Origin of the sequence: Enterobacter sp. Lyrl_3, assembly GCF_051948675.1 — a bacterium.
GTDB classification, from domain to species: domain Bacteria; phylum Pseudomonadota; class Gammaproteobacteria; order Enterobacterales; family Enterobacteriaceae; genus Enterobacter; species Enterobacter cloacae.
In genome coordinates, this window is record NZ_JAYJLI010000001.1 from 190,118 (window position 1) to 202,598 (window position 12,481).

The 12,481-nt window shown below is 57.0% G+C and carries 10 protein-coding genes; all 10 read right to left on the reverse strand.

Features of this window, described 5'->3' with window-relative positions; translation table 11 throughout:
- Positions 1 to 16 precede the first annotated feature (16 nt).
- Complete coding sequence (locus tag VF709_RS01010; RefSeq protein WP_008502640.1) at positions 17 to 499, reverse strand: Hcp family type VI secretion system effector; 483 nt, start codon at positions 497 to 499, stop codon at positions 17 to 19.
- A 335-nt stretch (positions 500 to 834) separates the two neighbouring features.
- Positions 835 to 2,334 carry a type VI secretion system contractile sheath large subunit gene (gene tssC / locus VF709_RS01015; RefSeq protein ID WP_013096181.1) on the reverse strand — a complete coding sequence of 500 codons (1,500 nt, stop codon included), beginning with the start codon at positions 2,332 to 2,334 and terminating at the stop codon, positions 835 to 837.
- Between the two features lie 3 nt (positions 2,335 to 2,337).
- A complete protein-coding gene (gene tssB, locus VF709_RS01020) occupies positions 2,338 to 2,862 on the reverse strand; it encodes a type VI secretion system contractile sheath small subunit (RefSeq protein WP_008502644.1) in 525 nt (174 codons plus the stop codon).
- 75 nt (positions 2,863 to 2,937) lie between these two features.
- A complete protein-coding gene (gene tssA, locus VF709_RS01025; RefSeq protein ID WP_058661891.1) occupies positions 2,938 to 3,954 on the reverse strand; it encodes a type VI secretion system protein TssA in 1,017 nt (338 codons plus the stop codon).
- An 11-nt stretch (positions 3,955 to 3,965) separates the two neighbouring features.
- Positions 3,966 to 4,682: a type VI secretion system-associated protein TagF gene (gene tagF / locus VF709_RS01030; RefSeq protein ID WP_013096179.1), complete on the reverse strand. Its 717-nt coding sequence runs from the start codon at positions 4,680 to 4,682 to the stop codon at positions 3,966 to 3,968.
- A 16-nt stretch (positions 4,683 to 4,698) separates the two neighbouring features.
- Positions 4,699 to 8,319 carry a type VI secretion system membrane subunit TssM gene (gene tssM / locus VF709_RS01035; RefSeq protein ID WP_149896328.1) on the reverse strand — a complete coding sequence of 1,207 codons (3,621 nt, stop codon included), beginning with the start codon at positions 8,317 to 8,319 and terminating at the stop codon, positions 4,699 to 4,701.
- A gap of 2 nt (positions 8,320 to 8,321) precedes the next feature.
- Positions 8,322 to 9,560: a DotU family type VI secretion system protein gene (locus tag VF709_RS01040; RefSeq protein ID WP_013096177.1), complete on the reverse strand. Its 1,239-nt coding sequence runs from the start codon at positions 9,558 to 9,560 to the stop codon at positions 8,322 to 8,324.
- A 17-nt stretch (positions 9,561 to 9,577) separates the two neighbouring features.
- A complete protein-coding gene (gene tssK, locus VF709_RS01045) occupies positions 9,578 to 10,921 on the reverse strand; it encodes a type VI secretion system baseplate subunit TssK (RefSeq protein ID WP_013096176.1) in 1,344 nt (447 codons plus the stop codon).
- A 25-nt stretch (positions 10,922 to 10,946) separates the two neighbouring features.
- Positions 10,947 to 11,450: a type VI secretion system lipoprotein TssJ gene (gene tssJ / locus VF709_RS01050; protein WP_013096175.1), complete on the reverse strand. Its 504-nt coding sequence runs from the start codon at positions 11,448 to 11,450 to the stop codon at positions 10,947 to 10,949.
- Between the two features lie 23 nt (positions 11,451 to 11,473).
- Positions 11,474 to 11,968, reverse strand: coding sequence for a hypothetical protein (locus VF709_RS01055; protein WP_013096174.1), 495 nt, complete (start codon positions 11,966 to 11,968; stop codon positions 11,474 to 11,476).
- Positions 11,969 to 12,481 lie beyond the last annotated feature (513 nt).

Sequence of the window (12,481 nt, forward strand, 5' to 3'; positions counted from 1 at the left end):
TTCGGACCCACTACTATTATGCTTCTTTGTTTTCTTTGATGTTCCAGCCAGCGCTGCTTTCAGCACCTTTACCACCAGAGGTGGTCTGCTCCCAGTACTGCTGTTTCACTTTCGCAGCCTGGAATGCATAGGTCACACCAACGGTATCGCCGTTGTCTGCACCGGTGTACTGAACAGACGTTACCAGAACGTCTTCCAGGGTAATGCGAGAGTATTCCACCTGCTGGCCACCGGCTTTACAGACGGACAGCTCAACTTTGGTCAGGTGTTTACCGCTGGCGCAGTGTTTCAGAATTGCTGTGGTGGATTTGTCGATCAGAGCGTTAACGTGCAGATCGTTAAAGTTAACTTTACCGGCACCGCCGCCACCGCCAACGCTCATATTACCTGGCTGGGAAGCGCCCCAGGAGAAGGAGGTAATATCAGTCCAGCCGGTGTGGTTAGAATCTTTAGATTCGCCCGTAACACCCTCGACCTTCAGAAACATATCAATAGCCATAATATCTACTCTTCGTGGATGAACAATATTGCTTTCGAAAAAGCACTTATATGGCAAACAGGAAAGCATGGGGCTGAATAAAACCGTCCATATTTTACCTCTGCCTCACATCAAATGACCCGTGTCATTTGACAGTCTTACATTCCCTCCCGAATAAAAGGAAAGAATGAGAAGTCTTTTACTACCGAACGTTATTCCGGAACCTCTCAGGACCAGACTTTCTTGCCGGGTGGCGCTTTGCTTACCCGGCCTACGCTGTGCAGCGATATCAATATATTTCACGTTGCATTGTAGGCCCGTGCAAGCGTAGCGCCGCCGGGCGAAACTCACAAAAATTACGCGTCTTTCGTTTTCAGCGATGGCAGTTTAGATACCAGACGCAGAGAAACGGTCAGACCTTCCAGCTGGTAGTGCGGACGCAGGAAGAACTTCGCGGCGTAGTAGCCTGGGTTGTCTTCAATCTCCTGCACCTGGACTTCTGCAGCGGCCAGTGGCTTGCGGGACTTGGTCTCCTGAGAGGAGTTGGCCGGGTCACCGTCCACGTAGTTCATGACCCAGTCGTTCAGCCAGCGTTCCATCTCTTCGCGCTCGCGGAAGGAGCCGATTTTGTCACGCACGATGCACTTCAGGTAATGCGCAAAGCGGCAGCAGGCGAACAGGTACGGCAGACGGGAGGCCAGACGCGCGTTGGCGGTGGCATCCGGGTCGTGGTACTCGGCCGGTTTTTGCAGCGACTGCGCGCCAATGAAGGCAGCAAAGTCGGAGTTTTTGCGGTGAACCAGCGGCATAAAGCCATTTTTCGCCAGCTCGGCTTCGCGACGGTCGCTGATGGCGATCTCGGTCGGACATTTCATGTCCACGCCGCCGTCGTCGCTCGGGAAGGTATGGCACGGCAGGTTTTCAACCGCCCCGCCGGACTCCACGCCGCGAATTGAGGTGCACCAGCCGTACTCTTTGAAGGAGCGGTTGATGTTGGCCGCCATCGCGTAAGCGGCATTCGCCCAGGCGTAGCTGTTGTGGTTCGCGCCGTCGGTCTGCTCTTCAAAGTCAAAGCTGTCGACCGGGTTAGTACGAATGCCGTAAGGCAGGCGCGACAGGAAGCGCGGCATCACCAGGCCCAGATAGCGGGCATCTTCCGATTCACGCAGTGAACGCCAGGCGGCATATTCGGTGTTCTGGAAGATTTTGGTCAGATCGCGTGGGTTAGCCAGCTCCTGCCAGGACTCCATCTGCATCACGCCCGGTGCGGTACCGGTGATGAACGGACAGTGAGCCGCAGAGCCGATACGCGCCATTTCACCCAGCAGTTCAACGTCCTGCGGGCTGTGGTCAAAGTAGTAGTCGCCGACGATGCAGCCAAACGGCTCACCACCAAACTGACCGTACTCCTGCTCGTAGATTTTCTTGAAGATCGGGCTCTGATCCCAACCCACACCCTTATAGCGTTTCAGGGTACGGCCCAGCTCCTGCTTGGAGATGCTCATAAAGCGGATCTTCAGCATCTCGTCGGTTTCAGTGTTGTTCACAAGATAGCTCAGACCGCGCCAGGCGCTCTCCAGCTTCTGAAACTCTTCGTGGTGAATGATCTGATTCACCTGCTGAGAGAGCTGTTCGTCGATACCCGCAATCAGGTTCTGGATGGTGCGATAGGTGTCGTTGGAGAAGGTAACGGTGTTTTCCAGCGCCTGCTGCGCCAGAGTTTTTACCGCGCTCTCGACGGCGGAACGCGCCTGGTCAGTTTTAGGACGGAACTCTTTGTTCAGCAGTGCGCTGAACTCGTCCTGACTGAACGCCTGACCTGCCTGCTGCTCGTGTTGTTGAGTCTGGTTGCTCATCGATTACTCCTCGCTACCTTTCGCACTTTCGTCATTTTTCGGCAACTGGCTCAGGGATTTGAGCAGCGTCGGATCCTGCAGAATTTTAGCGATCAGCTCTTCCGCGCCGTTTTTACCGTCCATGTAGGTCAGCAGATTGGAAAGCTGAGTACGCGCTTCCAGCAGCTTGTTCAGCGGCTCAACCTTGCGTGCCACCGCATCCGGCAGGAAGTCGTCCATGCTGTCGAAGGTCAGATCGACGTTGAGCTTGCCTTCGCCGGTCAGGGTGTTATCCACCTGGAACGCCACGCGTGGCTTAAGCGCCTTCATGCGTTCGTCAAAGTTATCAATGTCGATTTCGAGGAATTTACGCTCATCGACGGCCGGCAGATTTTCCACCGGTTTGCCGACCAGATCGGCCATAACGCCCATCACGAACGGCAGCTGAATTTTACGTTCTGCACCGTAGATCTCTACGTCGTACTCGATCTGCACGCGGGGGGCACGGTTACGTGCGATAAATTTCTGCCCACTGTTACTCATTGCCATGATGTTCTCCATCAAAGATGCGCGGTGAAGGTGAAACGACAAGCTCCGTGCCCGTCGTCATAATGCCTGGACGCGTCATTCGCGGCGTCCAAAGATATTTTCCAGTTGGTTAACGCCGTCTGGCGCCAGGTCGCGAATAATGTCCATAAAGTTAAGTTCTGACAGCCGCTGCACCCGTTCAATCATCAGCGGTGCGGGGTGGCTCGGTTCGTACTGCGCAAAATACTGTTTCGCTTTCTCCAGCATCAGCTGGGCGTCGGCGCGACTGGTAACCTGCACGCTGCGCCAGTCGGTGACCTGCTGCGCGGGTTGGGTGGCCACCGTCTGCGGCTCAGCGTGGTGTTCCGCCTGCGCATCCCGATTGGTCAGCAGCTTGCTGATGTCGGTCACCTGACAGGCACTGGCAACCAGGCCCACGGTTTTCAGCAACTGCTCCATTTCCGGTACGCCGCTTTCACCAAGGTAACCGCTGAGCAGATCGCGAATGGCCAGCAGCCTTTCATTAATCAGGATGACGGCCTCTGTACCTGGCTGGTCGCCGCGCGCCAGTTCGTCAATCAGTCTTGGGCGGCCGCCGGGATAATCCGGGCATTCGGTTTTGCTGCCATCCAGCAATGCCTGCGCGTCACGCAGCGAAATTTCATCGCCGTTTGAGCGCAGCAGCGAGGCGTTTCGCAGCGCGACCGTCAGGTCAGATTTATCGCTCAGCGCGGCAAGGGCGTTAATGCGATAGAACGGGTCCGTTTCGCCATACTCCTCCAGCAGTGGATAAAGCGGCTCCCAGTAGCGGGTGATCGCCTCCTGCACCAGCAGCAGGCCGTCCGCGTAGCCCGGCAGCCCACGACGTCGGGTCCAGGCATGGGTTAACGCCAGCATGACGCGAAGATCTTTGGTGCGCCCCAGCAGGCTGGTGGCGAGCTTTTCTACCGTATTCCAGTCAGCGGGCTCGGCGGGAATGATCGTGTCGCCGAACTGCTGTTCCGCTTTACCCTGGCTTGCCTGTCCCATAGCCTGAAAATCGGCGTCGTACTCAAGGTTGTCGCCGCAGGGTTTTTCGGGGCTTATCGGCGCGAGAAATTCTTCGATATTCATGTGATCCCTGCTTATTCAAACATAGGCGGATAAAGACCGTGACGGCCTGGTCGGGCGCCGCCAGCCGGATCGAACAGCAGCGTAAAGAGCTGCCCGGTGAAGTTTCCGCTGTGGACGTGGGTGTAGAGCGGGTAGCCGTCGCAGCGGTTGGTCCACCAGTAGCTGGTCTGACGAAGCGGGTCAAAACACTCCGCCGCCTGAGGCCAGCCCAGCGTGCTCTGGCCGTCTTCGTCATAACCAATCACATCAAGGATGTCGGAACGCTTCTGCGGCTCGACGGGCTGCGGCGCCGGAATCGACATCAGCATCTCATCCAGCTGCGAGGCGGAAAAACTGTTGCGCACCGCATGCAGCCCGAGACGGCCAATCTGCTGATACCAGCTTTCAGCCTGGCTGAGCAGGTTGGTCGACCACTCTGACGGGGCGAAACTCAGTTGAATGCAGATCGGGTATTGTCGGCCCACGCTGTCGCGGCCCGGCAGCAGGCAGCCCATCTGGATCATCTGGCTGCCCAGCATCGGCGGGACAACAAAGTTCCACACCGGCGCCTTGTTAAACTGGCGTTCGCCGCTGCGCTGCTCTTCCTGTTGCCAGGCCAGCAGGCCGACCTGAAACCAGTGTGACCACTGACGCTGTAGGGTGTCAGGAAAGCGACGCTGCAAAAAATCTCCGGCGCTGGGTAATTTGCCATACCAGCTGTAGCGGTTCATCGCAGGGGTATTCGTCATACGGCTGTCCTTGCGGTTATGGGCATGAGAAACGAGGAAGCTGGAACGGATTGCGAATGCTGTTCGGCGCAAACTCCAGCGTGACCTGATGGCCATCGACGTTGAACGTGGCCTGACGGCTCAGACTACCTGCCCCAGGGCTGGTGCGCGCTTTATCGAAGAAGCGGTTCAACGCCCAGGCGCCGTTGGTTACCAGCGTCGCGGTGCTGCCGTTGGCCAGACCCAGCTGCATACGCACCTGGTTGGTGCCGCCTGGCCCTGGCCAGTTCATGATCTGCACCGCCTGTGGACCGTGGCTGTAACGCAGTAGTTGGCCGTCAACGTCCAGCGTCAGGTTAAGAATGGTGTTATCCATCCGCACGGTACGCACCGTCACCTTGAAAGAGGGGGTCGTCGCACCGTTAGCAAAGAAGGCATCGCGAATGGACTGGGCCTGCTGGAACGGTCGCAGCAGTCCTTCACTTCCCGGCAGCGTTTTCCCGTCGATCCCCGGCATAAAGCGCCAGTTCGCCTGAGTGGTATCCACTTTGTTGGTCAGGTTGTCGCGAAAGAAGGTATCCATCAGCCCGGTACCCGGCGCAAACATGCGTGCCAGATCGTCCGGCGTCACTTCGGTGCTGGCGCTGCGCACCAGCGGGTAGCGACCGGCAATTGCCTGACGGCAGAAACCGCCCACTTCGACGTTAATGCGCTTACGGACGTTTTCCAGATCGCGACGCTGGGTATCACTGCTGGCCCCCACCGCCATGTTGCTGAACATGGTTTGCAGCCCGCCCGGCAGACGCCCGGCGCTGGCCTGCAGACGGCTGATTGCTTCACCACCCGGGGCTGGCATGCCGCTGTTGGCAGCGTCCTGCACCGCGGTCAGGTAACGATACAGCTCATCCACCTGCTTGAGGAAATCATCAAAGACGATGGTCTTGCCGCCCTTCTCCAGCGGCTGAGCCAGCTCGATCATTGGCGCGTAATGGTCGGTCACCAGCTGTTCAGGTGCCTGCGTCACTACTGCCCCCTGCGTCTGGGCATTGTCGTTATTGCTGAACAGCGCTTCGAGGGTACGAGTGGCGCGGTTACTCTGGTCTTGCGCTTTCCCCGCGTCCTCCGGCGCTGGCGCGTTGCGCGACAGCGTCAGCACCTGGCTCAGGTTCTGCACCAGACGGCGCAGCGGCGAGTTTGCGCCGGAGAGCAGGCGCGCCGTGTTGATGCGCTGCGAGAGATCGGCGCTGTTGTTAAGCTGAATGTCGGCGAGGAAACGATCCCAGTTTGCGATAAAGTCGCGCATGTAGAGCTGACGCACGGCGTTATCGATCTGCTGCTTGTCTTCCCCGGAGGTGGTCGCGCCCAGAACCCAGGCATCATCTTCGTGCAGCGCCGTGGTCACGCTGTCAATCTGGCTGTTAAAGCTCTTCCAGTAACCGTCCGGGGTGTAGAGCCCCGGCACGCCTTCGCTCACCGGTTTGCCGCTTTTGCGTGAGAACACCAGTTCGCTCTGCGGGCCACCCAGGTCGGACAGGGAGACCGGCTTCAGGTTTTCGTCATGCTCCAGCAGACGCTTCAGACGCCCATACACGCGGGTGGAGAGCGGCTGCTGGTTGATGAGCGCCCTCTCGCGGGCCACCAGCGCTTCGTCCTGCGCATACGGCGAGGCCTGAATTTTTGGCTCCAGCAACTGCGTCAGGTGCCACTCCAGCTGTTGCAGCTGCGCCTGCGTCACGTTCTGCGGCAGATTACGCTGCAAATTGAGCATCACCCAGGAATGCAGGAATTTGCCGTCGTAGTGTTTAGGCTGATACAGCATCTGGTAGGCTTTCAGCGCCTCGTAACTGTATTCCACGTCGCTGCCGTTGTCGTTACGCAGCCAGGTGGTGATATGCATCGCCACGGCGGGCAGCAGCATCTGATCCAGCGCTTTCTGATACAGCGACTGGGAAGCATCGCTGACGTCATCCCCGCGATAGAGCCCCATACGGCGGGAGACCGGCGGGTCGTTGACATCGAAGGCCTCGCTTTTCGGCAGATCGACCAGGCTGTTCAGCAGCGGCAGGAGCGCGAACAGATCGCGCTGAGGCTGATTCTGTAACGCTTTACTCTGCTGCTCCAGCTGCGGGACTTTAGCGTCCACCTCTTCCAGATAGGCCTTATTTTTGGCATAGCTGGTCAGCCACAATCCGCCGAGGATCACCAGCAACGCCAGCAGCGCCGCGTATCCGGACCAGATCACCGCGCGGTTGCGCAGTTCCCACCAGCGGTTTTCACCGGCAATACCGGCTTCCTGGAAAATGACGTTTTGCAGCAGGTTTTTAATGAAGAAGCTCTGCCCTTTTGCACCAGGGATCGGCGCCTCTTTACTGACCGAATCCCACTTCTCTGCCTCTGCCCCTTCCGGCAGTGACAGGGCGCGGTTCAGTTCACCCATGACGCGGTCGAACGGCATGCCTTCCTGGGTGCCGCTGGCGAAGTATATTCCGCGTGGGGAGAACTCGGTCTCAAAGTTAGAGCGGGCAAAGACCGTGCTCAGGTAGTCAGCCAGCAGCGGGCGCAGCGCCGCGAACTCCTGCGGGAAGAGATACGCTTCGGCACGGGTTTTGGCGTCATGCTCTTTCAGCATGGTCTCCGGCAGCCCGGCGTCCAGACGCTGCTGCAACAGCGAGAACTCCTGGTGGAAGTTCCCCATCAGGTCGAAATCGGCGTGTTTGGTCTGTTCCCACGGCAGCGTGAAGCCCCAAATCTGGTCGCGCTGCGCTTTGTCGTAGTCAGCAAACCAGGCGCGGAAGCCTTTAAGCAGGTCCGCCTTGGTCACCATCACGTAAACCGGGAAGCGGATACCCAGCTGTTCATGCAGCTCAGACAGCCGCTGGCGCAGGTTGACCGCCTGCTGGCGCGCGGCTTCCGGGGAGAGCGTCAGCAGATCGGAAATGCTGATGGTGATAATGACGCCGTTAATAGGCTGGCGGCGGCGATACTTACGCAGCAGGCCGATAAATTCCAGCCACTCCCCGGCATCCTGAACCTGCTCGCTCTCCTGAGTGGTGTAGCGCCCCGCGGTGTCCAGCAGGACGGCTTCGTTAGTGAACCACCAGTCGCAGTTGCGGGTGCCGCCAATGCCGCGCAGAGCGGTTTTACCGAAGCGATCCGCCAGCGGGAATTGCAGGCCGGAATTGACCAGCGCCGTGGTTTTACCGGCGCCCGGTGCGCCGATAATGACGTACCACGGCAGCTGGTAGAGATATTGCGTACTGAAGCGCTGCGTCCACTGGGCACCGTGTCCCGCTTTGCTGAAGTGGGCTTTTTTCAGCATTTGCGCCGCTTCATCAAAACGTCCGGCGAGGATCTGCTCCTCGCTGTTCAGCCGCTTCTGGGGATCGGCCGCGTCCGGTTTGGCGGTGTTTTCATTGAGCTTGTCCATCAGCTTGCGGTTCAGCCAGGCGTTGTAGAGCCGCGGCAGAATATGCCCCTGCGCCCAGAGCAGATAAACCACCGCAATACTGATGATGCGGTTTTGTTCAGATTCGAGCGGGCGGGTATCCACGATGGATAACAGCGGACCAATCATCCAGATCACCGCCGACAGCGCGGTAACGCCCAGGAAGCTCCACAGAATGCGATTGGTCAGTATAGAAAGAAGAGTCGTCAGCATCCTTAGTTTCCTTGCGGCAATCCGTTCAGCTCAGCCTGCGTATTTTCAGGCGACACCAGCAGAGTTATTTCCACACGGCGGTTACGGGCGCGGTTTTCAGGCGTATTGTTTGGCGCCACAGGATTGATCTCTCCCCGCCCTTCCGCTTTCACGCGGTCAGGCTGCGAGAGGCTTCCCTGCAACATTTTTTGCACGGACCGGGCGCGATCCAAAGAGAGTTCATAGTTGGAGGCGAAGCGCGCACTGCGAATTGGCACGTTATCGCTGTAGCCCACCACCAGAATTTTGCCGCTGACGTTGTTCATCGCCTGGGCAATCCGGTTGATGACCGGCTCATAGCGGTCACGCACCACGGTAGAAGCAGAAGCAAACAGCCCGTCTCCTTTCAGGATCACCACGCTGCGATCCGCTTCATCCTTCACCGCCACCAGACCGGCGTCGATTTCCGGCTTCAGGAAGCCACGCAGGTTAAGCACCGCAGGCAGTTGACGCGCAGGTTGCTGAATGGTGGTTTCAGGCAGCTGAGACTGGTAAATCTTCGCCAGTACCGGGTTGGTGTTGTCGCCAAGACGCCAGTTGAGAATGATGTAGAACAGGCAGGCGATAAACCCGGCCAGCGCGACACAGGCCCACAGCGGCACCATCGGCCGCCACAGCTTGCGCAGCACGGGACGATCTTCCGGGTGTGGAGAGAGCGGTGCCGGATAGCTGCCGCGCACGCCACGGATCATCTGCCACAGCCGCTGCTTTATAGTTTCCAGCTGGGTGCGGCCATTATCCAGAACCCGATAGCGCCCTTCGAAACCGAGCAGCAGGCAGTAGTTGATCATCTCCAGCAGGAGGATATGTTCACGCGGGTTCTGCGACAGACGCGCCAGCAGCTGGAAGAACTTTTCGCCGCCCCAGGTTTCATTATGAAACGTGACCAGCAGACCATTGCTTGACCAGACACCGCTGCTGCCCCAGGGGGTCAGCGCCGCGGCTTCATCCAGCGCCGTGCAGAGGCAATAGCGCGCCCCGACGATCACCTCATACGCCAGCCCTGCCTGCTGGCAGCGGACTTCAAAACGGCGAATCTCGTCGATCAGACGCTGGCGCAGTGCCACCTGATCGTCATGAGACACCGAATGACGGATTTGCGGAATCGCGTTGAGCAGCGGATTGGCGGCCGCCACCAGCTGATTGTTGCTACTGGCTCCGGTAAACGCGGCATCACTGCCGGTATCCTGTCGTTCCTGCATATTAAGCGCTCGCTTTATTATTCAGTCGGGCTACGGATGGCCCAAAACTCCATATCAAGACCCGGGAACTCCCCTGCGAGATGCAGGGCGAATGCACCGGACTTATCCATCTCGTGCCACAGCTCGCTGCCCTTCTCCAGCTCAAAGTAGCTGTAGCCCGCATGCCATGGGATTTGCGGCGGCGCAACCGGCATGGCGCGCAGCATGATGCCCGGCAGCTGTAACTGAACCAGATCGCGGATTTTCGACACCGGCGCGACTTTCATCTGGGCAGGGAAATGGGTTTGCAGGTGTTCGCCCGGCACGTTGGCTTTGACCGCCAGGACGAAGCCGAACTCGCGCACCATGCTGGTCTCCGGCACCGTGGCGATGTTCAGGCCATGGGAGCGCTCGTTCAGCGGCAGCTGAATGGCCTGATCTTCCATCACCAGCGACAGCCCCTGACGCAGCATCAGCATCAGCTTGCTGAAGCATCCCGCAAGGTCGTCGTGATCGTAAATCGGCAGCACGCTTTCGGCGGTGCGTTGCGAGGTCCAGGTGGCAAGCTCCGTGGCAAACGGCAGCCAGCTGCGCCAGAGCGTTTCCGGGTGCAGTAGCGGGAGCGTTTTTAAATGGGAGACTTCGCCCAGGTGACGGTTAACCAGCGACAGCAGCGTAAATTCGATCAGCTCTGAGGTGTTAAAGCGGCCAGGCTGGCGCAAACGCCCCCCAATCTGCTGGCTGCGCTGCACCAGCAAGCCGTGGAGATCGTTGACCATGCTGTAAAGTTGCGGGCTGTTGCAGGCGTTCAGCATCGGCGGAATGTAGCTGCTATCCAGACGCACATGGTTGTCGTTGCGCTTTTCCGCGACAAACGCGATGCCAATCGCCGTCCATTCGGCCGTCAGATCTTTTTCCAGCATCAGGGTCAGACGTAAACGGCCAAACTGCACCGTGGCATCCCCCACCGACATGGCGTTATCGTCTTCCACCTCCTGTTCGAAGGCGATAAAACGCGCCAGTGACGCGGGCTCTTCGCTGAAAATAACCTCTTCACGCTCTCCCCTACGTACCGGCAGCGCGAGCACCACCTTTTCGTTGGTGAGATTGTCAGGAATTTTCAGCGGGGCTGGGCCATTGCGCCCATTGCGAACCTGGAAAAACGTACCGTCGGGTAGCACACCGCTGGCATAGCTCAGGGCAATGCAGCCCTGGCGAAGCATCGCTTCGTCCAGTTCAACATCGAGGAAGCCCCAAAGATACGATCGCTGCAGCGCACCCCATTCCCGAACGTGGTTGAGCAGATAACTTTCTGTCCGTTGAAAATGGTGTGGACGCAGGAACATGCCTTCGGTCCAGACGACCTTCTCTGCTTTGGTCATGATAGGTTTCCTGTTTTTAAGCGCGTTACTGGCTGATGACCCGGATGCCATTTATGTCGAGAAAGACATTGGCCTGGAGTTCATCGGATGACCATTTCCAGAACTGGTAGAGATGGTTTTCGCCCGGAACAGGCAGTGGGAGTGAGACACGCCATTTCTTTCCATCCAGCATCTGATATTCGGCCATAACACCGATATAGCGCGCCTCGGGTGAGCTTTGTCCGCTAAGGGTTTTCGAAAGCTGGCCCGGCATCAGGAAGAAAACATCGCTGTTCAGCAGATTCGCGCCAAGCGTGGCTGACGCGTTGTTCTGCAGGGAATAGAAGTCACTGGACATGAAATCCGCATCGGACTTCAACAGCAGCACTCTGACTTTAAGCGGCGCAGAATCATTGATTTGTGGATGAGCCTGAAACTGCAGATTGTAGCGGGAGGGGTCGCTGTGTGAAGACGACGAACAACCACTGACCAGGGCGAATATCACCGCGTAAAAGACGAACCACAGCTTATGAAAATTTTTATTATTCATAAAAATACGCTCAGAAAAGCCGTTTAGTTCAGGATCCAGGTACCGTTAGCGCTGTCTTTGCAGGCTTTGCTGTTACCATCGACATCGACACAGGTCGCTTTTTTACGCGCCTTAGGACGAATAGCCTGTTTACGCACGGTGGCTTCGTACTGATCGGCTTTGATTACCGCACGCATTGGAACGTAACCAATCAGCTGGTCTTGTCCTTCATCGGCAAGCGCCATCCAGTAGTGTTCAACCTGCCCCAGCACCACGTAGGTTTTACCGGTGACAAGCGTACTGACCACTTTCCCACCGAAATCAGGGCGGCTCATCAGGGAGGCCGGATACATGGCACGGTATGGCTCGTTAACCTGAGTGAACTCAGCAGGAGGCGTGATGGCATGACGGTGGGTTAAGGTGACGCCGTTGACCTGGCTGGTCACGATCGTATCGTCGGTGATCACAGGTTTCTGCGGCGCTTTACAGCCCGCCACCGCCATTACAAACAGAAGTGAAAACAATACGCGCATTTTCATATGCTTTTCCGTAGCGATATTTCGATGATGAGATAAAGGGGATGAAGTTTGACTTAAGTGCTATCGTTAAAATAGCCAGGATATTTTCGGGGCGTTACTATTATTCGGGCATAGCTACCGCACGAGCCCTTCAGAATAAGGCCCAGCGTCTTCCTGACATATTTTGACAAACGGTAAACAAGTTTACATGAGCTTGTCACCAATTCAATATTTCCTTCCTCACAACTGCTGCTTAATGAAGCACCCGACTCATTATAGGATTAATCTGAGAAAAAAAGCTTACTTTGCTGAATTTGTCTTATTATTACGCGTTCCTCTAACACAAACCATTGATTGAGAAACAAAAAAATCAAAAGAGAACCATTGTCATTAACGCAATACTGCTATTATCGCCACTACCATAATTAGTAGAATGGGGATTTTTTTCAGGGGGAGTATGAATATATCTTCCATGAATTATTTGTTGCATTGATAGCGTATCTTTAATAGCGATGACTTTTCCGCCCTGAATTA

What these genes read in the sequence shown, in the direction of transcription:
- VF709_RS01010 (WP_008502640.1), bottom strand. Translation starts at nt 499, where the DNA reads ATGGCTATTGATATGTTTCTGAAGGTCGAGGGTGTTACGGGCGAATCT.
- tssC (WP_013096181.1), bottom strand. Translation starts at nt 2,334, where the DNA reads ATGAGCAACCAGACTCAACAACACGAGCAGCAGGCAGGTCAGGCGTTC.
- tssB (WP_008502644.1), bottom strand. Translation starts at nt 2,862, where the DNA reads ATGGCAATGAGTAACAGTGGGCAGAAATTTATCGCACGTAACCGTGCC.
- tssA (WP_058661891.1), bottom strand. Translation starts at nt 3,954, where the DNA reads ATGAATATCGAAGAATTTCTCGCGCCGATAAGCCCCGAAAAACCCTGC.
- tagF (WP_013096179.1), bottom strand. Translation starts at nt 4,682, where the DNA reads ATGACGAATACCCCTGCGATGAACCGCTACAGCTGGTATGGCAAATTA.
- tssM (WP_149896328.1), bottom strand. Translation starts at nt 8,319, where the DNA reads ATGCTGACGACTCTTCTTTCTATACTGACCAATCGCATTCTGTGGAGC.
- VF709_RS01040 (WP_013096177.1), bottom strand. Translation starts at nt 9,560, where the DNA reads ATGCAGGAACGACAGGATACCGGCAGTGATGCCGCGTTTACCGGAGCC.
- tssK (WP_013096176.1), bottom strand. Translation starts at nt 10,921, where the DNA reads ATGACCAAAGCAGAGAAGGTCGTCTGGACCGAAGGCATGTTCCTGCGT.
- tssJ (WP_013096175.1), bottom strand. Translation starts at nt 11,450, where the DNA reads ATGAATAATAAAAATTTTCATAAGCTGTGGTTCGTCTTTTACGCGGTG.
- VF709_RS01055 (WP_013096174.1), bottom strand. Translation starts at nt 11,968, where the DNA reads ATGAAAATGCGCGTATTGTTTTCACTTCTGTTTGTAATGGCGGTGGCG.